This window comes from Pseudomonas sp. 32_A, from assembly GCF_017490905.1.
In the GTDB taxonomy this organism is placed as follows: Bacteria; Pseudomonadota; Gammaproteobacteria; order Pseudomonadales; family Pseudomonadaceae; genus Aquipseudomonas; species Aquipseudomonas inefficax.
Genome location: NZ_JAFGYI010000025.1, coordinates 1 through 23,850, shown reverse-complemented (window position 1 = coordinate 23,850; position 23,850 = coordinate 1). Strand labels below are relative to the sequence as shown.

Genomic DNA, 23,850 nt, shown 5'->3' with positions numbered 1-23,850 from the left:
CACAAAAAGCAGGCAGGCCTCAGTGAGCAGGAACGCTGGCTGCTTGCGCAATGGTCCAACTGACCACCTGCCCGGTCAGTTGGTCACAGGCCTTGCCAAAGCCGGCAACCACCGCTGACACCTGCTTATCGGCCAATGGCTGGCGGATTTCGAAGCGCTTGCTGGCCAGGATCCGTTGAGTGCGGCCCTGCACCAGGCGTGCGTCATAGCGGATCACCACCTCCGCCGCCCCGTCCGTGCGGTACTCGGTCTGGAATGCCTGCAGCTCGCCAGCCAGCTCGTAGTCGGCCTGCAGGTTGCTGTCATCGGCGCTCAGGCGCTGCACCTGGCCGTCACGCTGGAAACCGTCAAGCAGTCGGTTGCGCAGCAGCACCGGCACTGCGTCGCTCCAGCGCGCGCCTTTGTAACTGCTGACCACATCGCCCTGGGGAATCACGGCAATCCGTGGCCCGGCCAGCACTTCGCTGGCCAGCGGCTTGTTCAGGCGCAATGACCAATCCAGCGCCGGCGCCGTCCGGCCGGGCTGGTTCACCGGCAGGCGGTACAGGTCGACGGGCTCGCTCTGTGGCAGGATCGAGCAGGCACTGGCCAGGCTCAATGCGGCCGCCAGGGCCAGCAGGCGCAGCGACGGTTTCATGGTTGGAACTCCTTGTTGTTGTCGCGGCCGAGCAGGTAGCCGCTAGGGTCGGCCTCCAGTTGCCGGGAAATACCTTTGAGTGCGTTGAGGGTTTCGCGCAGCTCGCGAATCGCCGGGGTCAGCTGGTTCAGGCCCTGTGCGCCGTCGCCGATGGCTTCGCGGTTGTCCTCGAGCAGGCGGTTGATGGTGGCGGTGCTCTCGGCAAGTGACTGCATGGCTTGCTCGGCGCTGCCGATTGCCTGCTTGCCTTCGCTGCCGAGCAGGCCGTTGGCATTGCGCATCAGTGCCTGGGTTTCGGCCAGGGTGGCGCTGGCCTGCTTGCCCACCTGCACCAGTTGCTCGATGGCCTGGGTGATGCTGCGGTGCTGGCCAGCGAAGGCGCCAGTGGTCTTGTCGAGGTTGGACAGGGTGTTGCTGAGGTGGCCGATGTTGTCTTCGGAAAACATCTGGTTGGCGTTGTGCAGCAGCAGGTTGATGTTGGTCACCAGGTCGCTGCTGTCATTGAGCAGACGCGAAATTGGCGAGGGCGAGGCGATGATCACCGGCAGCTTGCCATCCTTGCCTTTCAGCTCAGGGCTTTGCGGGGTGCCGCCGCTGAGCTGGATGAACGAGTTGCCGGTCACGCCGGCCAGGGTCAACTTGGCCTGGGTGTCTTCCTTCACCGGGGTGTCGGCGCTCAGGCGCACCCGGGCCAATACCCGGCGCGGGTCTTTCGGGTCCAGGCGCAGGGTGGACACATCACCCACCTTGATGCCGTTGTACTGCACCGGGCTGCCGCGGGACAGACCGGAGACGGCTTCGTTGAACACCACTTCGTAGTCCTTGAAGGCGTCGTCGACACTCGACTTGGCCAGCCACAGGCCGAACAGCATGGCGCCGGCCACCACCAGGACGGTGACCAGGCCGATAAGAACGTGATGGGCTCGGGTTTCCATTGCTCAGCGCTCCTGCCCGGCACGGGTGGCGGCCTGCTCGGCTGCGCGCCCGCGTGGGCCATGAAAGTATTCTTGAATCCAGGCGTCGTTGGTCTGCTCGACCTCTGCCAGCGGACCGGCCACCAGGACCTTCTTCTGCGACAGCACGGCGATGCGGTCGGTAATGGTGTACAGCGTGTCGAGGTCGTGGGTGATGAGGAACACCGACAGGCCCAAGGCGTCACGCAGGGTCAGGATCAACTGGTCGAAGGCGGCGGCGCCGATCGGGTCCAGGCCGGCGGTGGGTTCGTCGAGGAACAGGATGTCCGGGTCCAGCGCCAGGGCACGGGCCAGCGCGGCGCGCTTGATCATGCCCCCAGACAGCGAAGCCGGGTACTTGTCGGCGGCCGAGATCGGCAGCCCGGCCAGGGCCAGCTTCACTCCGGCCAGGTGCTCGGCATCGGCACGGGACAGACCGGCGTGCTCGATCAGCGGCAATGCCACGTTTTCGGTGACGGTAAGCGAAGAGAACAGCGCGCCTTTCTGGAACAGTACGCCGAAGCGCCGTTCGACCAGCGAACGCTGCTCTTCGCGCAGGCCGGCCAAGTCCTGGCCGAACACCTTGATCTGCCCTTCGTCGGGCCGCCGCAGGCCAATGATGCTGCGCAGCAGCACCGACTTGCCGCTGCCCGAGCCACCGACCACGGCGAGGATCTCGCCGCGATACAGGTCGAGGTCGAGGTTTTCGTGCACGCTCTGGCGGCCGAAGCGGTTGCAGATGCCGCGGGCCTCGATCACGCGTTCCTGGCCATTCACCAGCCCATCTCCATGAAGAACAGTGCAGCCACCGCATCCAGCACGATGACCACGAATATCGACTGCACCACCGCCGAGGTGGTGTGCGCGCCCACCGATTCGGCGCTGCCGCTGACCTTGAAGCCCTCCAGGCAGCCAATGGCGGCGATCAGGAAGGCGAAGAACGGTGCCTTGGCCAGGCCGACCAGGAAATGCTGCACGCCGATGTCGCTTTGCAGCAGCGACAGGAACATGGCTGGCGAGATGTCCAGTGTCAGCGCGCATACCACCGCGCCGCCAACGATGCCGCAGATCATCGCGATGAAGGTCAGCAAGGGTAGCGAAATCAACAGCGCCAGTACTCGCGGCACCACCAGCAGCTCCATGGGGTTCAGGCCCAGGGTGCGTATGGCGTCGATTTCCTCGTTGGCTTTCATCGAGCCGATCTGCGCGGTGAACGCGCTGGCAGTGCGGCCGGCCATGAGAATGGCGGTCAGCAGCACGGCGAACTCGCGCAGGAACGAGAATGCCACCAGGTCGACGGTGAAAATGGTCGCGCCGAAATCGGCCAGTACCGTGGCGCCGAGGAAGGCCACCACTGCGCCCACCAGAAAGGTCAGCAGGGCGACGATTGGCGCGGCGTCCAGGCCGGTCTGTTCGATGTGCGCCACGACCGGGGTGAAGCGCCAGCGATGGGGTTGCAGGGCCCGGCGCAGCAGGGTTTCGAGGATCAGGCCAACGAAGCCGAGTACCTGCATGGTGTCTTGCCACAGGGTACCGACGGCGCAGCCGATGCGTTCCAGCAGCAACAGCAGCACGTTGCGCTCGGGTTCCTTGACCGGGATGCAGTAGTCCTGCACAGAGCAGTAGACGTTCTTTAGTAGCGCGCGGCTGGCTTCGGGCAGTTCGTGGGTGCAGCGAGACAGGCGCTCGGAGCCGAGCAGTTCGGCCAGCAGCGAGGCGCCGGCGGTATCCAGGCGGCCCAGTTGGCTGAGGTCGGCGACGGTATCGGCAGCGTATTGCGCGCGCAGGCGCTCGCTCTCACGCTTGAGGCTGGTGTAATGCGCCAAGGTCCAGTCACCGGTAATGCGCAGGCAGGCCGGTTGGCTACTGGTGTCCAGGGTGGCGCTGGGGGTGGTCATCGGCTCCATGCTACTGACTCGGCGCTAAGGCTTAGGGGCTGATCATAGCGCAGCGGGCATGGGCTGTTTGGTGATTATGTGCTGTCTTCACGGACCTTGGGGGCCGCAAAGCGGCCCCCTTTCACTCACCCCGCGGGCGCTTCGTCGACCACCTTGAAGCGCAGCACGCCGATGACCTGGCCATCCTCGGTCAGCACCCTCACCTGCCACTTGCCCACCGGGTTCGGCGGGAAGTTCTGCTTGTGGGTCCAGGCCCGGTAGCCTTCCTTGCGCCCGCCGTGGATGTCCAGGGCAATACGGTCGACTTCCTGGCCGTCCTTTTGCCACACGTGATAGATCCGCTCATTCAGGCCGCGTGGTGCGTTGATCGCGGTGTAGGCGTACAGGCCGCTGCTACGGATGCGGCTGGCGGCAATCTCGTCCAGCGAGTCGCCCGGCTGGCGGTTCAGTACTTCGGTGCTGACCGCCACTTCGGTCATCCACAAGGTCGCTGGTGGCACCCAGGAGCGCAGCAGCCAGCCCCCGCCGCCGACCGACAGGGTGACCACCACCAGGGCCACGGCGCGGCGCCAGTTGTTGATCGGGAAACTGCTGACAAGGCTGGGGAACGACAGGGCCATGGCTGCGATAAGGGCCAGCTTGAAGCTTTGCGCAGTGGTCAGGTGCAGGATGATTGGCAGTGCAGTCAGCAGGGCGGCGAACAGGGTCAGGGTATGCAGCGCCAGGAACAGCCAGCGCCTCGGTGCCAGCCATTTGTAGTACAGCGGGTCGATGATCGAAATCAGCCCGGCGGCACCGAGCAGGCCGGTGAACACCAGCTGGCCGCTGTTCCAGGTGGTGGTGATGAAGAAAAACGGCAGTACGAAGAACAGTGATTCCTGGTGGATCATCTGCGTCGCGTAGCGCAGCAATGGCTGTGGTATTTCGCGGTTGAAGGTGCGCGCGAACAGGCCGGTGAGGGTGTTTTCCAGCATCAGCCAGAGCCAGCTGACCAGCATGAGCACGGCTATCCAGCTGGCCAGGCCAGCCTGGCGGTCGACCAGGATGAAGCTGCCGATGCCGGATAGGAAACCGCCGAGCGCGATGATGCCGGGGTAGCGTTTGAGCAGTTCGATGATGCGCTGGACGATGTGGGGGATTTGGGGCATTGGGGGCTACAACAGAAAGGATGGGTGGCTGTGCCGGCCTCTTCGCGGGTAAACCCGCTCCCACAGGGTTAGTGCAGCTTTCAGGAATTGCACTAACCCTGTGGGAGCGGGTTTACCCGCGAAGGGGCCGGTACTGGCAAAAGGATACCGCCGATTCACCGCTAGCGTGTAGCACCGCCCGGCTTTTCCGGACCATGCCGCCGCCAGCGCAACAGCCCCGCCGCCAGAATCAGCCCCAACAGCAAGGCAACCAGCCCGTAGAGCTCATCATAGCCAAGGAACGGTTTTTCGATACGCACATAGCCATCTTCCTTGAGCAGTTCCTTGAGCGCCTCGTTGGCCTGCGCCAGGCTTACCTGGCGCAACTTGCGCACCGGGTTGGCGAAGCGCCCGTCGCTATAGTCGTTCAACGCGCCCCAGTAGTAGTCGGCCAAGGCACTGTTGCCCTGGGTGCTCCAGCTTTCCTTGGCGACGCTGGCGTACTTGATGCGCTCGAAGATGTCCGGGTCGAGTCCTTCCTTGCGCAGGTGGTCGAACAACTTCTGCATCACCTCGACCGCCTGGTCGATGTCCTCGCGCTCCAGGTCGGCATTGAGGCTCAGCAGGCCGGTGTCGCCAAAGCTCTCGCGTTTTGCCGAGGGGCCGTAGGACAACCCGTTGCGCAGGCGCAGTTGGTCGTATAGCGCCCAGTCCAGGTAGTGCGACAGCAGGTCGAGGGTGGCCTGGTGGTCGTTGTCCAGCACTGGCTCGACGAACAACCAGTGCAGCTTGACGCTGTCACCTAACCAGCCGCGGGTCAGGTCGCGGCGCTGTTCAGCTTGCTGGCCGATGCTTTCCAGGGTGCGGCGTTCCTCCGGCTCGGTGGCGGGCAGTTCGCCAAAGGTGCGTTCCAGATAGGCCGGCAGCAGGCGGTCGAGTCCGCCGACTACGATCAGGGTCATGTTGTTGGCCGCGTACCAGCGGTCACGCAAGGTGTTCACCTGCTCCAGGGTCATGTCGTCGAGGTTGGAGCGCTCCGGGCATTTCAGGCCCAGTTCGGTGGCCAGCTGGTCACTGGCGGGGTGGCCGATGTCCTGGCGGTCGAGCCAGCGCTGCAGATGGCCATAGTGGCCGCCATCCTCACGCTCGATGATGCGCTTGGCAGTGGCCAGGGCCTTGGCATCGATGCGGGTGTCATGGATCACTGCCAGCAGCAGGTCGAGAACCTTGCGCTGGTTGCGCGCCGGGGCTTCGATGACGAAGGTGGTGTCGGCGCTGCTGGTATAGGCGTTCCACTCGCCGCCCAACGATTGCAGGCGCTCTTCCAGGCCCCCCTCGCCGGTTGCGTCGATGCCGCTGAACAGCAGGTGTTCGAGCAGGTGCGGCAGCTCTTTCTGCTCGCAATTGAAGTCATCCAGGCCGACGCCGACCACCAGGCGAATCGCCACATGGTCACGTTCATAGCCGTTTTTCAGGATGACCTGAAGGCCATTGGGCAACAGGTAGCCTTCAACCCGCGAGCGGTCGAGGGCGAACGAGGGCAGGCTGCAGATCAGCAGGCAAACGAACATCAGGCAACGCATGGGCGAGCTTGGGTCCTCAGGTAGGCGAAATCACGGCAAACGGGCTTCGTCCGGCACGCTGTCGAGCATCAGCCCGCCCGTGTCCGAGCCGCCCAGTACCACATAGGCACTGCTACAGAACAAAGAGTTCAACCGTTTCATGTCGGCGATCAGCTCCAAGTGTAGCGAACTGGTCTCGATACTTTGCACTACCTTGCGCTGCAGGCGGCTGACATGGGCGTGGGCAAGGCGCCGTTCCTGGGCGCGAAAACGGCGTTTTTCCCGCAGCAGCAGGCGGGCGCTTTCCGGGTCGGCACTGAGGAACACCGACAAGCCCAGGCGCAGGTTGGCCAGCAGCTGTTCCTGCAAGCCGGTCAGCTCTTCCAGGCCCACCTGGGAAAACTCCCGGCGCTGGCTGGTTTTCTGCTGCTGCACCTTGCGCAGCATGCGCTCGATCAGGTCGCAGGCCAGCTTGAGGTTGATCGCCAGTTCGATAATTTCTGCCCAGCGGCGGTTGTCCTGCTCGCTAAGGTCTTCACGCGTCATCTGCGCCAGGTAAAGCTTGATCGCGCTATACAGGGCTTCGGCATCCTCGCCCAAGGCGCGCACCTGTTGCGGCAGGGCGGCCTGGGTGCCGCGCAGGGCCGCGAGCATGGCTTCGAGCAGGCTGTCGACGATATCTCCAAGGCGCAGGGTTTCGCGGGAGGCGTTGGCCAAGGCCAGGCTGGGGGTTTCCAGCGCCGAGGTGTCGAGATGGCGCGGGCGGATCTGGCCGTTGCCGTTTTCCCGTTCGGGCAGCAGGCTGTTGCACAGCCGGCCCATGGGTTTGACCGTGGGCAGCATGATCAGGCAACGCAGCGTGTTGTAGAGCAGATGGAAGCCGATGACCAGCTCCTGTGCGCTGAAGCTCAGTGAGTCCATCCAGCCCACCAGCGGGTGCAGCACGGGGATGATCAGCAGCAGGCCGATCAGCTTGTACAGCAAGCTGCCCAGTGCCACGCGGCGCCCGGCGGCGTTTTGCATGCTGGTGCTGATGAAGGCCAGCAGCCCGCTGCCGATGTTGGCGCCAACCACCAGGCCGATGGCCACCGGCAGGCTGATCACTTCGGCACCGGCCAACGTCGCGGTGAGCAGCACGGCGGCCAGGCTGGAATAGGAAATCATGGCGAACAGTGCGCCGACCAGGGCGTCGAGCATGATGTCGCCGGTCAGCGAAGCGAACAGCACCTTCACGCCCTGGGCGTGGGTAATCGGCGTAGCTGCTTGCACGATCAGCTCCAACGCCAGGATGATCAGGCCAAGCCCGATGCCTACCCTGCCCAGCTGGCCGGCCCGCGTCTGTTTGCGCGAGAGGAAGAAGATCACACCCAGGAAGATCAGCAGAGGCGACAGCCAGGACAGGTCCAAGGTCAGCACCCGGGCCATCAGGGCGGTACCCACATCGGCGCCGAGCATGATCGCCAAGGCCGGAGTCATGGCCATCAGCCCCTGGCCGACGAATGAGGTGACCAACATGGCTGTGGCATTGCTGCTTTGCACCATGGCAGTGACCAGAATGCCGGCGATGAACGCCAGCGGGCGTTTGCTCATGTTCTGGCTGATGATGCGCCGCAGACTCGAGCCGAATACCCGAAGGATGCCGGTACGCACGATGTGGGTGCCCCAGACCAGAAGCGTAACGGCCGAGAGCAGGTTGAGCAGGGTCAGCATGGCGACGGCCCCCTGATGCATTGGCCCAGAGGGCCAAGAGACGAAGCGTGAGCGTTTGAAGAATTTTCAGTGCTCACTCAAAGCTTTAGTTGTTTTGCGCAGCTGTCGCCAGCTTCGCATGGCTGCCATTTATTTGAAACACACGGGAAATGAATGATTTCTGTGCGGCCTGTGGGAGCGGGTTTACCCGCGAAGAGGTCGGCACAGAAAAGCTGCATTCCAGTCATCCAAAAATGAAAAGGGCCCTGCGAAGGGCCCTTTATATCCTGCACTTCCTGATCTTATTGACCCGGAATGTCCTTGCGCAGTTTCACTGGGTCATGCTCTTTGCCGTTCTTGCGGGCCAAGGCAGTGCGCATGCGAATGTTGATGGCTTCCACTGCCAGCGAGAACGCCATGGCGAAGTAGACGTAGCCTTTCGGCACATGCACGTCGAAAGCTTCGGCGATCAGCACGGTACCGACCACGATCAGGAAAGAAAGTGCGAGCATCTTCAGCGACGGGTGCTTGTCGATGAAGTCACTGATGGCGCCTGCGCACAGCATCATCACCAGCACGGCGACGATGATCGCGGCGATCATTACCGGTACGTGGGACACCATGCCCACTGCAGTGATCACCGAGTCCAGCGAGAACACGATGTCGATGATGGCGATCTGGATGATGGTATAGAAGAACTTGCCACCTGCGCCTTTGGGTTCTTCCGCGTTCTCGTCCTCGCCTTCCAGGCCGTGGTAGATCTCTTGCGAGCTTTTCCACAGCAGGAAAAGGCCACCAAAGAACAGGATCAGGTCACGCCCGGAGATGCCCTGGCCAAGGACCACGAACAGGTCGGCGGTAAGGCGCATGACCCAGGTGATCGAGAGCAGCAGCATGATACGGGTGACCATGGCCAGGGCCAGGCCGAAGATCCGGGTGCGCGGCTGCATGTGCTTGGGCATGCGGCTGACCAGAATCGAGATCATGATGATGTTGTCGATACCGAGGACGATCTCAAGCGCGGTAAGGGTAAAAAAGGCAACCCAGATTTCCGGGCTGGTCAGCCATTCCATTTGTTTTCCTTCGAACGGTAAAGGCGACGCGCCCGTATCAGGGCGCGTTGCGTTAGGGAAATACGCGTTTATTAAAGACTACTGAACAGCGGAAAAATGCCCATCAGCAGCGCGGCGAGCATTATGCACAGGCACACCAGCACTGCCCACTTCAAGGTGAAGCGCTGATGATCGCCGAACTCGATGCCGGCCAGGGCCACCAGCAGGTAGGTGGAGGGTACCAGGGGGCTGAGCAGGTGTACCGGCTGCCCGACGATCGACGCACGGGCCATTTCCACCGGGCTGATGCCGTAGTGGCTGGCAGCTTCGGCCAGCACCGGCAGCACGCCGTAGTAGAAGGCGTCGTTGGACATGAAGAAGGTGAACGGCATGCTCACGATCGCGGTGATCACCGCCAGGTATGGGCCCAGCGCCTCGGGGATGACCGACAGCAGGCTCTTGGACATGGCGTCGACCATGCCGGTGCCCGACAGGATGCCGGTGAAGATGCCAGCGGCGAAGATCAGCCCGGTGACCGCCAGCACGCTGCCTGCGTGGGCGGCGATGCGGTCTTTCTGCTGCTGCAGGCACGGGTAGTTGACGATCATGGCGATGCTGAAGGCGATCATGAACAGCACCGGCAACGGCAGCACGCCGGCGATCAGCGCGACCATCAGGGCTGCGGTCAGGGCACCGTTGAAGTACAGCAGCTTTGGCCGGCGTGCGTCCGGGTACTGCGAAACGGTGATTTCGCTGTGGTCGATGTCGTCGGTGGGCAGGTGCAGTTCGCCCAGGCGGGCACGTTCGCGCTTTCCGTACATGTAGGCGATGGCCAGGATCGCCAGCACGCCGAACAGCATGGCCGGGATCATCGGCACGAAGATGTCCGACGGGTCCACGTGCAGTGCGCTGGCGGCGCGGGCGGTCGGGCCACCCCAGGGGGTCATGTTCATCACCCCGCCGGCGAGAATGATCAGGCCGGCCATGATCCGCGGGCTCATGCCCAGGCGGCTGTACATCGGCAGCATGGCGGCGCAGCAGATCATGTAGGTGGTGGCGCCGTCACCGTCGAGCGAGACCACCAGGGCCAGTACTGCGGTACCGACCGAGACTTTCAGCGGGTCACCCTTGACCAGCTTGAGGATCTTGCGCACGGCCGGGTCGAACAGGCCGGAGTCGATCATCAGGGCGAAGTAGAGGATGGCGAACATCAGCATCACGCCGGTAGGTGCGAGCTTGCTGATGCCCTCGAGCATCATCGGGCCGATCTTGGCGGAAAAACCGCCGAACAGGGCGAACAGGATCGGTACCAGGATCAGCGCGATCAAGGCCGACAGGCGCTTGGTCATGATCAGGTACATGAAGGTGATGACCATGGCAAAGCCGAGGAAGGTCAGCATGGCAATACTCCAGGCGTGGCGCGGCGAAAGGAAAGTCGATTCGGGCGGATCAGCGCGTTTGGCGCTGTGCGTGGAGCATGCGGAGGGAGGCTACGGAAAATCGGGCACAGGAATACATCAGAATCACCATTGTTGTTGTTGATTGGGCCGGGCGCGGTGGTTACCGGGTGCCCTGGCTGACCGGTCTTGTGCCGGTAGTGGGGGCTATCCTATGAGGGCAAGCTTTCAGCCAGCTTTCGCCGAAGCAAAGGCGACGAGAGGTAGGTGATGCAGGATGTGACCGAGGGTGGCTGCCATTGTGGCGCCTTGCGTTATCGGTTGGAGGGCGACCTGACGGACATTGCCCATTGCCATTGTTCGATCTGCCGGCGGGTCAGCGGCGGGCTGGTGGTGACCTGGCTCACCCTGCCCCGCTCGGGGTTCCAGTGGCTGGCGGGCGAGCCGAACTGCTATGTGGCACCGGCCAGTTGCAGCCGGTACTTCTGTGGGCATTGCGGGGCGCATGTGGCGTTGGTGACTACACATAGCCCGGAGACAGTGGATGTGACGGTGGCGACCCTGGACCACCCGGAACGGGTCAGGGCCAACCGGCATATCTGGGTGGGTAGCCGGTTGCCTTGGTTGCATCTGGACGAGGATTTGCCTTCGGAGGCGGAGGAGAACCTGTAAGAGATTGTGTTGGTGCTGCTGGCCCTATCGCCGGCAAGCCAGCTCCCACAGGTGTCCCACCACCTTCAGACCTGTGGTGGTCTTGTGGGAGCTGGCTTGCCGGCGATAGGGCCGGTACAGCCGTACTTACAACTGCAGGCCTCCTGCAGCCTTGTGCAATGCCCGCAGATGCTCGCCCACCTGCTTCACATTGGCTTCCACCGCTGCAATCTCCCTGGCCCGCGACGGCTCCAGCAGTGCCCTCACCTCTTTGTCCAGGCTGGTGCTCAAGCGCAGCAACTGCGCTTGCCGCTCGCTGCTGACCTGCTCCAGGTGCTTGCGCTCCTGCGGCTGAGGCAGCCCGTAGCCCTTGCTGTCGAGCAACTCTGCCGGGCGGCTGAGGAAGCCACTGTTGGCAAGCATCTGCCTGAGGGTCGCATCGGCCTTGCTGACGCTGCCATCGTTCAGCGCAGCGGCGTTCAGGTAGCGCTGCTTGACCTCGTCCTGGGCCAGCAGCAGTTGCCGGCGCAAGCTGGCCTGCTCAAGCAGCAGCAAGGCGGCGCTGGTGCGCAGGTCGGCCCGGGCGAACCAGCCCCGCCGTTGTTCGGCATCCAGGGCCAGCCAGTCTTCGACCTTGGCCTGCTTGATTGGCAACTGCTTCTTCAATACCTCGAACATGGCCTGGTAACGGTCGCGGTAAGAATCGAAGCGATAACCCAGGCGCAGCGCCTCGCGGGGGTCGTCGAGCACGCTGGTGTCGGCCAGGCCCCTGCCCTTGAGCACGGCCAGCAGGCCATTGGGCATGATGCTGTCGAGGTCGTTCAGGCGTGGGTTGGCGGTGCCGCTGCGCAGCAGCTTCAACGACTCTACTGCGCAGTTGTTGGACAGGAACCAGTAGTTGCCGTCGTAGCTCCAGTGCATTTCGGCGGCCTGCCGCACCAGGTTCTCGATCTCCTCGCGGTTGAGCCGCAAGGGCACCGACGCCAGGCTGCGCAATTCGGTCTTGGTGTATTCGTCGATCACCTGGCCCAGCGGCAGCACGAACAGGCGCGAGGGATAGGCGCCGACCAGGCCGTCCCAGCTGGAAAGCTGCACATCGTTGACAAAGGCTCGGTACGACAGCACCAGGCTCTGGTCGAGGTCCAGACGGCAGTCCGGCCCGCGTGGGCGGCCCGGCTTGCAGATCACCAGGCGCAGCATGCTGTGGCCCCAGCGGCTGACCAGGTTCTGGTTGGCTTCGGCCAGCAGGTAGTCCACCTCATAGACCCGCTCGGGGTCGATTTCGCCCAGAGGCTGGCGGGCGAAGTCGCTGCCGGCATTGATGAACGGCAGGCCCTTGGCGCAAGTGTCCTGTTGCGGTGCCCAGCCGAAGTGTTCGCGCAGGTACTGGTTCAGCGCCGGACGGCGGCAGCCGTAGCTCGGGTCGAGGAGGAAGTACTCCATGTTGACCGCGATGTACTCCTTGGGGCTGCTCAGTTCATAGCTGTCGGGGCTGCGCACGAACTGGCCGTTGTGCTGCTCGCGCTCGCCGCGTCGGCCCACGTACTGCTGCCAGCCGGCCAGGTCGAGCAGCCGCGGGTCGTCGCTGAGGGTGAAGCGGCGTTCGGCCTGGCCACGGCAGGCTTCTGGCAGGCCGACTTTGCCCAACGTACCTTGCTGGCGCTTGCAGCGGGCGATCAGCGCGTTCTCGGCGCTGGGCCACAGCCGGGCACGGTCGTAGATATGGGTGAGTTCGTGCAGCACGGTGGCCAGCAGTTCTTCTCGAACCGTGCCATGTGGGCGGTTGGTGCGCTTGGTGGCAGCACTGCCATCGGTGAGGCTGGGCAGCAGGCGGCGATTGAGTTCGAGGGTAGATACCAGCGATGCCTGGCCATAGGCGTCGGCCGGCATGTTGTCGTTCCAGCTGACCCGCACGCGGCGATTCAGCTGTTGCTTGAAGCCAGGGGGCAGCTTGCCCATGGCTTCGTCGAGCAGAGCCTGAGTGGCTTGGGCCTGCTGCGAGTCAAGGCCGGACGCCTGCAGCTCGAGCTGCAGGTCGGCCAAGGCGGGCGTGCCGAGCAGCGTCAGGGCGCAGCCGAGCAGCCAGGCGCGCACGCGGTTCACAGCGCGAGGATGGCTTCGGCCAGTACCTGGTCGCTGGCATCGCGCGCTTGCGGCACGCGCTCGCGCAGGGTGTTGAAGGCGGCCTCGAGCTGAGCGCCGCGGATATCGCCGTTGCTGGCGACGAAGCTGGCGGCGTCGTCATGGGCCTCGCGCACCACTTTGGAATCGCGGATCGAGGTGGTGGTGTCAGAGGTGAAATCGATCGAACGGCCAAAGGCCCGCACGATGATATTGCTGGTGGCCACCAGGGTCTGTGCCTGGGCCAGGTCGGCCAGCAGCAACATGCCGAGGGTAGCGGCAATCAGCGGTTTACGCATGGAGCATCTCCGAAAAAATACAGGGAGTCAGATGTAGTTATTGGACGAGAATTGCCTGCGCCAGTTCCAGATCGCCGACGGTATGCCGAGCGTAATTGTGGCGTAATGATTCCAGCGCCGCCTCCAGCCGCGCACCGCGGATCTGGCCGTCGCTGGCGACGAAGGCCGCGGCATCGTCCTGGGCCTGGCGGACCAGTTTGCGGTCGAACGGTGCGGTGGTGACCTGGCTGGTGACATAGCCTGTGATGACCAGGCTTTGCGTAGTGGTATCCATGGCATGGGCGCTGGCCATGCCAACAACGGAGAACAGCAACGGCAACAGATAACGCATGGGCTCTACAACAGCTGTAAGCGTGAGTGGCAAAGGTGGATAAGGCTGTGCTGGTGGCCAGCACAGCCGAACTGCTCAGCCAGTGTCAAAGCGCCAGGATGGCCTGGGCCAGTTGTGCGTCGCTGGCCTGCAGGGCTGGCATCTGCGAGCGGATGTGCAGGAAAGCACTTTCCAGCTTGGCACCACGGATGTCGCCCTGGCTGCCAACGAAGCTGGCGGCGTCGTCACGGGCGGCCTGGACGATCTTGTCGTCACGGAACGAGGAGGAAATATCGGATGTTGCATCGGTGGACGCGGCTACCGCGCCAACGACGGCGTCGGTGGTGACAACGAAGCTGGTGGCGTTTGCGGTGCCGGCCAGGCTCAGCAACAGGGCGGCGCCAATCAGGTATTTACGGGACATGATCGTGGACTCCTGGACTAGGGTCGGGTGGTTCTGCTTTATCGGACGCTCGCACAGCTCGTCGCGGTACTTTTCAACAGTGCGTTCTACCAGACTGTTACGCCAAGCGTATCACGCGCCGGTGTTTCTGGATGTTAATGAACAGCGCGCTAATAAACTGTTCTGGCCGTTTTTTAGATTTTAGAAACTGTACACGTGTACCTGCGAAAGGCTCTGGCGTGCCGTCTGCAAACAAAAAACCCGTCGCAGTCACCTGCAACGGGTTTTGGGAATTCGCGGTGCCGGCCGAAGCCGGCAAGCCGGAGCTTAGCGCCAGAAAGGCTTGCTCAGCTCTTCGTAACGCTGCGACTCGCTGATACCAGCGTCAGCCAGCAGGCGGGCGTCCAGGCGAGCCAGTTGACGGCGGCTGGCCATACGGCGCTGCCACAGCAGCAGGGTAGACAGGGCGCGCAGCGGCAGCGAAGTGTTGGACTGCTGGGCGTTGCTTTCGAAAACCAGACCGGAACTGAGGGTACGTTCCATGATGCTTCATCCTTCCGCTTATGGCGGGATTAGGTAGTGATTTAACTGATGCCAATGATCCTCCTCTGTCGTCCATAACAGTAGATACAGTTCGGTTGAAAGACGATGGTCCAGTTAACTGTGTAACCCTACTGTTGCACTCGAAATAGGCGCAACTGTACTGGTCCGCACTTGTTTGGTGCGTTATGGCTTCGGTGAAGAGATTTTTCGGGCGGAAGAGCTAAAAGCAACCAGTACAGTAGTACAGTTTTTTACAAAACACTGTAATGCTGGCCTGTAGGAGCGGCCTTGCGTCGCGAAAGGGCCGCAAAGCGGCCCCAGGATCACAAGGATAAAGACCGGAACAGCGGAAGCAGGGCCGCCGTTCCGTACCACAACTGGATCAGCTAGCCAGCATGCGCCCGGTTTCTTCCAGATTCTCGTGCCAGCTCAGGGCTTCACGCAGGATGTGCGGGGTATGGCCGCCACGCTGGCAGGCGCGATCGAAGTAGTCATTCAGCGCTGCGCGATAGTCCGGGTGCACACAGTTGTCGATGATCGCCCGGGCGCGCTCACGTGGCGCCAGGCCACGCAGGTCGGCCAGGCCTTGCTCGGTGACCAGGATGTCAACGTCGTGCTCGGTATGGTCGACATGGCTGACCATCGGCACCACGCTGGAAATCGCGCCACCCTTGGCAATCGACTTGGTGACGAACACAGCCAGGTGTGCGTTACGGGCGAAGTCACCCGAGCCGCCGATGCCGTTCATCATCCTGGTGCCGCAGACATGGGTGGAGTTGACGTTGCCGTAGATATCGAACTCCAGCGCGGTGTTGATACCGATGATGCCCAGGCGACGGACCACTTCCGGATGGTTGGAAATTTCTTGCGGGCGCAGTACCAGCTTGTCCTTGTAACGTTCCAGGTTGCCGAACACGTCGGCGTTGCGGCGGGTCGACAAGGTGATCGAGCTGCCCGAGGCGAAGCTCAGTTTGCCGGCATCGATCAGGTCGAAGGTGGAGTCCTGCAGTACTTCGGAGTACATGGTCAGGTCTTCGAACGGCGACTCGATCAGGCCGCACATCACTGCGTTGGCGATGCTGCCGATACCGGCCTGCAGCGGGCCAAGCTTGTTGGTCATGCGGCCAGCTTCGACTTCTTTCTTGAGGAAGTTGATCAGGTGGTCGGCAATGCCCTGGGTTTCGTCATCCGGCGGCAATACGGTGGACGGCGAATCTGGCTGGTCGCTGATGACGATGCCGACGATCTTGGCCGGGTCGATCGGGATGGCGGTGCTGCCGATACGGTCGTCGACCTTGACCAGCGGGATTGGCGTGCGGGTCGGGCGGTAAGTCGGGATATAGATGTCGTGCAGGCCTTCGAGGTTGGTGTTGTGCGAGAGGTTGATCTCGACAATTACCTGCTTGGCGAAGATCGCGAAGCTGGCCGAGTTGCCCACCGAGGTGGTTGGCACGATGTGGCCCTGCTCGGTGATGGCCACGGCTTCGATGACCGCGATGTCCGGCAGCTTCAGCTGCTGGTTGCGCAGCTGCTCGACGGTTTCCGACAGGTGCTGGTCGATGAACATCACCTGGCCGTCGTTGATGGCCTTGCGCAGGGTGCTGTCGACCTGGAACGGCATGCGGCGAGCCAGTACGCCAGCCTCGGTCAGTTGCTTGTCCAGGTCGTTGCCCAGGCTGGCGCCGGTCATCAGGCTGATTTTCAGTGGCGACTGCTTGGCACGTTCGGCCAGTGCATGTGGTACGGCCTTGGCTTCGCCGGCGCGGGTGAAACCGCTCATGCCGACGGTCATGCCGTCCTCGATCAGACCAGCGGCATCAGCCGCACTCATTACCTTGCTGTGCAGGGAGGACAAGCGGATACGATCACGGTACATGGATTGTTATCTCGGGCTACTGAAACTACTGCAGCGCAGTCTAGAGACTTCGCCCCCTGCCGTCCCACGACCATGGTCGTATGAGGAGCCTTGGAATAGAGCCGTTGATCCGGATCAATAAAAGAAAAGCCCCGGCAGATTCTGACCGGGGCTTCCTTCATATCTGCTGGTTTGCAGCGGCCGTTGTCACTCCACCGCCTTCACCATGTCTTCGATGACCTTCTTGGCGTCGCCGAACACCATCATGGTCTTGTCGAGGTAGAACAGTTCGTTGTCCAGGCCGGCATAGCCGCTGGCCATCGAGCGTTTGTTGACGATGATGGTCTTGGCCTTGAACGCTTCGAGGATCGGCATGCCTGCGATCGGCGACTTCGGATCGTTCTTTGCCGCCGGGTTGACCACGTCGTTGGCGCCCAGTACCAGCACCACATCGGCCTGGCCGAACTCGGCGTTGATGTCTTCCATCTCGAACACCTGGTCGTATGGCACTTCTGCCTCCGCCAGCAGCACGTTCATGTGCCCGGGCATGCGGCCCGCCACCGGGTGGATCGCGTACTTCACGGTCACGCCGTTGTGGCTCAGCTTCTCGGTCAGTTCCTTGAGCGCATGCTGGGCGCGAGCCACCGCCAGGCCATAGCCTGGGACGATGATCACGCTGTCGGCGTTGCTGAGCAGGAAGGTGGCATCGTCGGCCGAGCCGGACTTCACCGGGCGCTGTTCTTTGGAGCCCTGCGCCGCGCCAGCATCGGTATCACCACCGAAGCCACCGAGGATGACGTTGAAGAACGAACGGTTCATCGCCTTGCACATGATGTACGAAAGGATGGCACCGGACGATCCGACCAGGGAGCCTGCGATGATCAGCATCGAGTTGTTCAGCGAGAAGCCGATACCGGCTGCTGCCCAGCCCGAATAGCTGTTGAGCATTGACACCACCACCGGCATGTCGGCGCCCCCGATCGGAATAATGATCAGCACGCCCATGATGAAGGCCAAAACCAGCATCAGGGTGAAGGCGCTGTAGTGGCCGGTAAAGGTGAACAGCAGGCCCAGGGCGATAGTGGTAAGGCCGAGGATCAGGTTCAGCTTGTGCTGGCCGGCGAACTGTACCGGTGCGCCCTGGAACAGTCGGAACTTGTACTTGCCCGACAGCTTGCCGAAGGCGATGACCGAGCCGGAGAAGGTAATGGCACCGATGGCTGCGCCGAGGAACAGTTCCAGGCGGTTGCCGGTGGGGATCGGGTCGCTCATGGCGGCAACGATGCCCATCGATTGCGGCTCCAGCACCGCGGCTATGGCGATGAACACCGCAGCCAGGCCGATCATGCTGTGCATGAAGGCGACCAGTTCCGGCATCTTGGTCATCTCGACCCGCTTGGCCATGATCGATCCGGCGGTGCCGCCGACCAGCAGGCCCACGAGAACGTAGCCGATACCGGCGGTAGCAAGCTCGGCCCCAAGCTTGTAAATGAGGCCGACCGTAGTGACGATGGCAATACCCATGCCGATCATGCCGAACAGGTTGCCGCGCCGCGAGGTAGTCGGGTGCGACAGGCCCTTGAGCGCCTGGATGAAGCACACCGAGGCGACGAGGTAGAGGAGCGTTACCAGATTCATGCTCATGCTTACTTCTGCGCCTCGTTCTTGGTTTTCTTCTTGAACATCTCGAGCATGCGACGGGTGACCAGGAAGCCACCGAACACGTTGACCGCGGCCAGCGCCACTGCGAGGGTGCCCATGAGCTTGCCGGCCGGTGTCACCGTCAGGGCGGCGGCCAGCATGGCGCCGACGATGACGATCGCGGAGATGGCGTTGGTCACGGCCATGAGCGGCGTGTGCAGCGCCGGGGTAACGTTCCACACCACGTGGTAGCCCACATAAATGGCCAGCACGAAGATGATCAGGTTGTAGATGCCATGGGATATCAGCATGTCTTCCATTGTCGTGCTCCTTAGCCGTTCTTACGGACGACCTGACCATCACGGCACATCAGGCAGGCCGCGACGATATCGTCTTCGAGGTTGATGACCAGCGCGCCGTCCTTGTCGAACAGCAGCTTCATGAAGTCCAGCAGGTTGCGTGCATACAGCGCCGAGGCATCGGCGCCCACCTGGGCCGGCAGGTTGGTCGGGCCGACGATGATCACGCCGTTCTCCTGTACCACCTGGTCGGCGACAGTCAGTGGACAGTTGCCGCCTTGGGCTGCTGCGAGGTCGATGACCACCGAGCCAGGCTTCATCTGCGCTACGGTTTCGGCGCTGAGCAAGGTCGGTGCCTTGCGCCCCGGGATCAGAGCAGTGGTAATGACGATATCCGCCTGCTTGGCGCGCTCGTGCACGGCCTGGGCCTGGCGCTGCATCCAGCTTGCCGGCATCGGCCGGGCGTAACCGCCGACACCTTCGGCGCACTCGCGCTCTTCATCGGTTTCGTAGGGTACGTCGATGAACTTGGCACCCAGCGATTCGATCTGCTCCTTCACGGCCGGGCGTACGTCGGACGCCTCGATCACCGCGCCCAGGCGCTTGGCCGTGGCAATGGCCTGCAGGCCGGCAACGCCCGCGCCCAGGATCAGCACGCGCGCGGCTTTTACGGTGCCGGCGGCGGTCATCAGCATGGGCATGAATCGTGGGTAGTGATGAGCAGCCAGCAACACCGCCTTGTAGCCGGCGATATTGGCCTGCGACGACAGCACGTCCAGGCTCTGCGCCCGCGAGGTGCGCGGCGCGGCTTCCAGGGCGAATGCGGTAATGCCGCGCTCGGCCATCTTGCCGATCAGCTCACTGTTAAAGGGGTTGAGCATGCCCACCAGGAGGCTGCCACTGTTGATCAGGGCCAGTTCCTGGTCGCTGGGGGCGACCACTTTAAGCACCAATTGGGCACCGTAGGCATCGGCTGCACTCCCCAGGGAAGCGCCCACGGCCTCATAGGCACTGTCCGGAATGCTGGCGTTGAGCCCTGCCCCCCGTTGGACGGTGACCTGATGGCCCTGGCCAATCAGTTTCTTGATGGTTTCCGGGGTCGCAGCGACCCTTGTCTCACCGGTCTGCGTCTCGAGAGGAACACCAATGTGCACGACTATTTCTCCTGCGGTGACCTTTTGTCTTTGTAAAAGCCAGCACACTTCGGATGGTGCGCTGGGGCGGCTGTGGAGCGCCGACCCGCCGAATCCCGGGCGGGCGAAGCATTTTGCAGACGAAGCCAGGGGCCTTCAACCAGTTCTGAAGCGAAACGAAGTTAAAACTACAAGTCACCCTGTGACCGTATGTCGCAACAGTCGGGCTGCGGCCCGTCAAACATGGGCTATTGGCAGATTAGGAGAAAAAAACAAAAAATTTGCGGTCAATTCGCTTATGGCTTTGTGAATGTCGCAAAATAACCGGCAAAGCCGCGCCGTAAGCAGGGTTAAAGGGGATTTTTGCATCTGCATAACAGTTTATGTGGATGCGACAAATACATATATCTGTAGGTGTTAAAAATAATTGACTACGAGGTCAGCTTTGTCGTGCTCTGTCATGTCTTGGCCGTGTACGCCTGCGCCTGGCTTACCAGCCAGTCGCGGAAGGCGCGCAGCGAAGCCGACTCAACCTTGCGCTCCGGAATCATCAGATAGTAGGCCTTGTCACTACTCAGGGCATGCCTGTTAGCGACCACCAACCTACCCTCCTCCAACTCGCGCTGTATCAGGAACGGCGGAATCAGGGCGATGCCCATCTCATGCATGGCCGCCTGGGCGAGCATCGAGAATAGTTCATAGCGCGGGCCTGTCATGTCGCGTTCCACATTCATGCCGACGCTGCCGAACCATTGCCGCCAGGCATAGGGGCGCGTGCTCTGCTGCAGCAGTGGCAATTGGGCAATGCGCAGCGCGTCGAGTTCGCCCTGCCCGGCCAGCAGCGCTGGGCTGCACACCGGTACCGGGTTTTCCCCCATCAGCCGGTGCGACTGCGTGCCGGACCAGTCGGCATCGCCGAAATAGATAGCGGCATCGAAGGTGGTGTCAGCAAACAGGAATGGCCGGGTGCGGTTGGTGAGGTTGACGGTGACCTCCGGGTGGCGCTGCTGGAAGTCCTTGAGGCGCGGTAGCAGCCATTGGGTACCGAAGGTGGGCACGACGGCCAGCTCGATCACGTTGGCGCCCTGCTGGCGCATTACCGACAAGGTATCGCGCTCTACCGCGTCCAGTTGGGCGGCCACCTGCCGGCTATAGGACAGGCCGGCTTCGGTCAGCTTCACGCCGCGGCGCGAGCGACGGAACAGTTCCACATTAAGGAAAGCTTCCAGGCCACCTATCTGCCGACAGACGGCGCCTTGGGTCAGGGCAAGTTCCTGGGCGGCTTTGGTAAAGCTCTCGTTGCGCGCCGCTGCCTCGAAGCATACCAGGGCGGCGGTGCTGGGTATCTTGCGACGCATGTACGTCAACCTCACTCGTCAGGCTGTCAATATGGCGTTTTGCCGATTTACGAAGTGACAAATTATCACTAATTGGTGCGCAATCCTCGTTTGTCCCGGCGGACGATCAGGCCTAGGCTCAAAGGCACAAGAAACTGCCCACTATTTCGAGGATTTCGCTCATGGCCGGTAAAGCAAGCTTCAACTGGATCGACCCGCTGCTGCTAGATCAGCAGCTCACTGAAGAAGAGCGCATGGTGCGTGACAGCGCTTATCAGTTCGCCCAGGACAAGCTGGCCCCGCGCGTGCTCGAGGCCTTCCGTCATGAGCAGACCGACCCGGCGATCTTCCGTGAAATGGGCGAGGTCGGGTTGCTGGGCGCCACCATTCCCGAGCAATACGGTGGCAGTGGCCTGAACTACGTGTGCTATGGCCTGATTGCTCGCGAGGTAGAGCGTATCGACTCCGGCTACCGTTCGATGATGAGCGTGCAGTCGTCGCTGGTGATGGTGCCAATCAACGAGTTCGGTACCGAGGCACAAAAGCAGAAGTACCTGCCCAAACTGGCTAGCGGTGAATGGATCGGTTGCTTCGGCCTGACCGAGCCTAACCACGGCTCCGACCCGGGTTCGATGATCACTCGTGCCCGGAAGGTCGAGGGCGGCTACCGCCTGACCGGCAGCAAGATGTGGATCACCAACAGCCCGATCGCCGATGTATTCGTGGTATGGGCCAAGGACGATGCGGGTGATATCCGCGGCTTTGTCCTGGAAAAGGGTTGGGAGGGCCTCAGTGCGCCGGCGATCCACGGCAAGGTCGGCCTGCGCGCCTCGATCACTGGCGAAATCGTCATGGACAACGTCTTCGTGCCAGAGGAAAACATCTTCCCGGATGTACGCGGCCTCAAAGGCCCGTTCACCTGCCTGAACTCCGCCCGCTATGGCATCTCGTGGGGGGCGCTGGGCGCCGCGGAAGCCTGCTGGCACACCGCGCGTCAATACACCCTGGACCGTCAGCAGTTCGGCCGTCCATTGGCTGCCAACCAGCTGATCCAGAAGAAACTGGCCGACATGCAGACCGAGATTACCCTGGCGCTGCAGGGCTGCCTGCGTCTGGGGCGGATGAAGGACGAAGGCACGGCTGCGGTGGAGATCACATCGATCATGAAGCGCAACTCCTGCGGCAAGGCGCTAGATATTGCCCGTATGGCGCGTGACATGCTGGGTGGCAATGGTATTTCCGATGAGTTCGGCGTGGCCCGCCACCTGGTCAACCTGGAAGTGGTCAACACCTATGAAGGTACCCACGATGTGCATGCGCTGATCCTGGGGCGTGCGCAGACTGGTATCCAGGCCTTCTATTGATAAGGAGCCAGCCCATGGGCGCGCTATCACATCTGCGGGTGCTGGACCTTTCTCGCGTGTTGGCCGGCCCATGGTCTGGCCAGATTCTCGCTGACCTTGGCGCCGATGTGATAAAGGTCGAGCGCCCTGGCAGTGGAGACGATACCCGTTCGTGGGGGCCGCCCTTCCTCAAGGATGCCGAGGGTGAGAACACCAGTGAGGCGGCCTATTACCTGTCGGCCAACCGCAACAAGCGCTCGGTGACCATCGACTTCACCCAGGCCGAGGGGCAGCGCCTGGTGCGTGAACTGGCGGCGAAGTCCGATATCGTCATCGAGAACTTCAAGGTAGGCGGATTGGCTGCCTATGGCCTGGACTACCAGAGCCTGAAGGCGATCAACCCGCGGCTTATCTATTGTTCCATTACGGGGTTTGGCCAGACCGGGCCTTATGCCAAGCGCGCGGGTTATGACTTCATGATCCAGGGGCTGGGCGGGCTGATGAGCCTGACCGGCCGCCCGGAGGGTGAAGAGGGTGCGGGGCCGGTCAAGGTCGGGGTGGCGCTGACTGATATCCTTACCGGGTTGTATTCAACTGTGGCAATCCTCGCTGCCCTCGCCCATCGCGAGCAGACTGGGGTGGGCCAGCATGTCGACATGGCGTTGCTGGATGTGCAGGTGGCCTGCCTTGCGAACCAGGCGATGAATTATCTGACCACGGGCAACCCTCCTCGTCGCCTGGGTAATGCGCACCCCAATATCGTGCCTTATCAGGATTTTCCGACCGCGGATGGCGACTTCATCCTTACCGTGGGCAACGACAGCCAGTTTCGCAAGTTCGCCGAGGTGGCCGGGCAGCCGCAATGGGCGGACGACCCGCGTTTCGTTACCAACAAGATGCGGGTGGCCAACCGGGCCGAGCTGATTCCTTTGATTCGCCAGGCCACGGTCTTCAAGACCACGGCGGAGTGGGTGAGCCAACTGGAGGCAGCAGGGGTGCCGTGCGGCCCTATCAATGACCTGGCGCAGATGTTCCAGGACCCGCAGGTGCTGGCGCGCGGATTGGCGGTAAGTATTCCGCATCCGTTGGCGGGGAGTGTGCCGCAGGTGGCGAGCCCGATACGGCTGTCGGAGACGCCGGTTGAGTACCGTCGCGCGCCACCGCTGCTGGGTGAGCATACCGAGGCTGTGCTGGAGGGCGTATTGGGGCTGGATGCAGGTGAGGTGCAGCGGCTGCGCAGTACTGGTGTGCTTTAAGGGCGTTTGGCCTTGATGAAAAGCGGGGAGGCCGTCAGGCCTCCCCGTTTTGCTTTTCAGCGATATCGGGGTTTCTCGAAATTAAGGGTTGACGCGGTTTCGAATCCCCTTATAATGCGCCCCACTTCCGACGTGGTCGAAGCGCAAAACTTCTTGAAAATCAATTGGTTAGGCGGTTCAGGTAGTATTGGAAGTGCTTCGGTCGCTAGATCGCAGTGGTTGAGATGATGGTTGACAGCGCTTTTAAACGCTGTATGATTCGCCTCCCGCTACGAGAGATCGCAGCGAGTCAAGTGTTTGAAGCTAAACGAGTTTCTCGCAAAAAACTTCAAAATAAACGCTTG

Annotated in this window: 22 protein-coding genes; 3 read left to right on the top strand and 19 right to left on the bottom strand. The window is 62.2% G+C overall.

What is annotated here, in order from left to right:
- Positions 1 to 19: 19 nt before the first annotated feature.
- The 9 genes from J5M58_RS16240 to J5M58_RS16200 form a co-directional block, all read right to left on the bottom strand.
- The gene (locus J5M58_RS16240) at positions 20 to 637 is read right to left on the bottom strand and encodes an ABC-type transport auxiliary lipoprotein family protein (RefSeq protein ID WP_112251741.1); all 618 of its coding nucleotides are present in this window, start codon (positions 635 to 637) and stop codon (positions 20 to 22) included.
- Entirely contained in the window at positions 634 to 1,572 is a 939-nt protein-coding gene (locus J5M58_RS16235; RefSeq protein WP_207878735.1) for an MlaD family protein, read from the bottom strand. Before J5M58_RS16235 ends, J5M58_RS16240 begins: the two co-directional genes overlap by 4 nt.
- Positions 1,573 to 1,575: 3 nt before the next feature.
- Positions 1,576 to 2,367, bottom strand: coding sequence for an ABC transporter ATP-binding protein (locus J5M58_RS16230; RefSeq protein ID WP_112251742.1), 792 nt, complete (start codon positions 2,365 to 2,367; stop codon positions 1,576 to 1,578).
- The gene (locus J5M58_RS16225) at positions 2,364 to 3,497 is read right to left on the bottom strand and encodes an ABC transporter permease (RefSeq protein WP_112251743.1); all 1,134 of its coding nucleotides are present in this window, start codon (positions 3,495 to 3,497) and stop codon (positions 2,364 to 2,366) included. The genes J5M58_RS16230 and J5M58_RS16225 overlap by 4 nt, the downstream gene beginning before the upstream one ends.
- A gap of 116 nt (positions 3,498 to 3,613) precedes the next feature.
- Positions 3,614 to 4,636 carry a DUF5924 family protein gene (locus J5M58_RS16220; RefSeq protein ID WP_112251744.1) on the bottom strand — a complete coding sequence of 341 codons (1,023 nt, stop codon included), beginning with the start codon at positions 4,634 to 4,636 and terminating at the stop codon, positions 3,614 to 3,616.
- A 161-nt stretch (positions 4,637 to 4,797) separates the two neighbouring features.
- Complete coding sequence (locus tag J5M58_RS16215) at positions 4,798 to 6,198, bottom strand: pitrilysin family protein (RefSeq protein ID WP_112251745.1); 1,401 nt, start codon at positions 6,196 to 6,198, stop codon at positions 4,798 to 4,800.
- Positions 6,199 to 6,228: 30 nt separating this feature from the next.
- Positions 6,229 to 7,887 (bottom strand): Na/Pi cotransporter family protein, encoded by a 1,659-nt coding sequence (locus tag J5M58_RS16210; RefSeq protein ID WP_207878733.1) that lies wholly within the window; start codon positions 7,885 to 7,887, stop codon positions 6,229 to 6,231.
- Positions 7,888 to 8,168: 281 nt separating this feature from the next.
- Positions 8,169 to 8,939, bottom strand: a complete 771-nt coding sequence (locus J5M58_RS16205) for a TerC family protein (RefSeq protein WP_112251747.1) — start codon at positions 8,937 to 8,939, stop codon at positions 8,169 to 8,171.
- Between the two features lie 71 nt (positions 8,940 to 9,010).
- Positions 9,011 to 10,318 (bottom strand): CitMHS family transporter, encoded by a 1,308-nt coding sequence (locus J5M58_RS16200; protein WP_015268498.1) that lies wholly within the window; start codon positions 10,316 to 10,318, stop codon positions 9,011 to 9,013.
- Between the two features lie 267 nt (positions 10,319 to 10,585).
- On the opposite strand from J5M58_RS16200, the gene J5M58_RS16195 reads away from it, so the two are divergent.
- Entirely contained in the window at positions 10,586 to 10,987 is a 402-nt protein-coding gene (locus J5M58_RS16195) for a GFA family protein (protein WP_207878731.1), read from the top strand.
- Between the two features lie 126 nt (positions 10,988 to 11,113).
- Here J5M58_RS16195 and J5M58_RS16190 read toward each other — a convergent pair whose 3' ends face one another.
- From J5M58_RS16190 to J5M58_RS16145, 10 genes are all read right to left on the bottom strand, one after another.
- Complete coding sequence (locus J5M58_RS16190) at positions 11,114 to 13,069, bottom strand: DUF4105 domain-containing protein (RefSeq protein ID WP_207878729.1); 1,956 nt, start codon at positions 13,067 to 13,069, stop codon at positions 11,114 to 11,116.
- Positions 13,066 to 13,386, bottom strand: coding sequence for a DUF2388 domain-containing protein (locus tag J5M58_RS16185; protein ID WP_003256970.1), 321 nt, complete (start codon positions 13,384 to 13,386; stop codon positions 13,066 to 13,068). Before J5M58_RS16185 ends, J5M58_RS16190 begins: the two co-directional genes overlap by 4 nt.
- Before the next feature lie 37 nt (positions 13,387 to 13,423).
- Positions 13,424 to 13,717, bottom strand: a complete 294-nt coding sequence (locus tag J5M58_RS16180; RefSeq protein ID WP_112251750.1) for a DUF2388 domain-containing protein — start codon at positions 13,715 to 13,717, stop codon at positions 13,424 to 13,426.
- Between the two features lie 85 nt (positions 13,718 to 13,802).
- Complete coding sequence (locus J5M58_RS16175) at positions 13,803 to 14,120, bottom strand: DUF2388 domain-containing protein (protein WP_112251751.1); 318 nt, start codon at positions 14,118 to 14,120, stop codon at positions 13,803 to 13,805.
- 306 nt (positions 14,121 to 14,426) lie between these two features.
- Positions 14,427 to 14,642, bottom strand: coding sequence for a DUF1127 domain-containing protein (locus J5M58_RS16170; protein WP_112251752.1), 216 nt, complete (start codon positions 14,640 to 14,642; stop codon positions 14,427 to 14,429).
- 382 nt (positions 14,643 to 15,024) lie between these two features.
- The gene (locus tag J5M58_RS16165) at positions 15,025 to 16,518 is read right to left on the bottom strand and encodes an acetyl-CoA hydrolase/transferase family protein (protein ID WP_112251753.1); all 1,494 of its coding nucleotides are present in this window, start codon (positions 16,516 to 16,518) and stop codon (positions 15,025 to 15,027) included.
- A 186-nt stretch (positions 16,519 to 16,704) separates the two neighbouring features.
- On the bottom strand, positions 16,705 to 18,141 hold the full coding sequence (locus J5M58_RS16160; protein ID WP_015268505.1) for an NAD(P)(+) transhydrogenase (Re/Si-specific) subunit beta: 1,437 nt from the start codon (positions 18,139 to 18,141) through the stop codon (positions 16,705 to 16,707).
- Positions 18,142 to 18,143: 2 nt separating this feature from the next.
- Entirely contained in the window at positions 18,144 to 18,458 is a 315-nt protein-coding gene (locus tag J5M58_RS16155; RefSeq protein WP_003256966.1) for an NAD(P) transhydrogenase subunit alpha, read from the bottom strand.
- An 11-nt stretch (positions 18,459 to 18,469) separates the two neighbouring features.
- The gene (locus J5M58_RS16150) at positions 18,470 to 19,591 is read right to left on the bottom strand and encodes a Re/Si-specific NAD(P)(+) transhydrogenase subunit alpha (protein WP_112251754.1); all 1,122 of its coding nucleotides are present in this window, start codon (positions 19,589 to 19,591) and stop codon (positions 18,470 to 18,472) included.
- 437 nt (positions 19,592 to 20,028) lie between these two features.
- Entirely contained in the window at positions 20,029 to 20,928 is a 900-nt protein-coding gene (locus J5M58_RS16145) for a LysR family transcriptional regulator (RefSeq protein WP_112251755.1), read from the bottom strand.
- A gap of 161 nt (positions 20,929 to 21,089) precedes the next feature.
- Between J5M58_RS16145 and J5M58_RS16140 the strand changes: the two genes are divergently transcribed.
- Both J5M58_RS16140 and J5M58_RS16135 read left to right on the top strand, forming a co-directional pair.
- On the top strand, positions 21,090 to 22,271 hold the full coding sequence (locus tag J5M58_RS16140) for an acyl-CoA dehydrogenase (protein WP_112251756.1): 1,182 nt from the start codon (positions 21,090 to 21,092) through the stop codon (positions 22,269 to 22,271).
- A gap of 14 nt (positions 22,272 to 22,285) precedes the next feature.
- Positions 22,286 to 23,506, top strand: a complete 1,221-nt coding sequence (locus J5M58_RS16135) for a CaiB/BaiF CoA-transferase family protein (protein ID WP_207878727.1) — start codon at positions 22,286 to 22,288, stop codon at positions 23,504 to 23,506.
- The last annotated feature ends 344 nt before the right edge of the window (positions 23,507 to 23,850 follow it).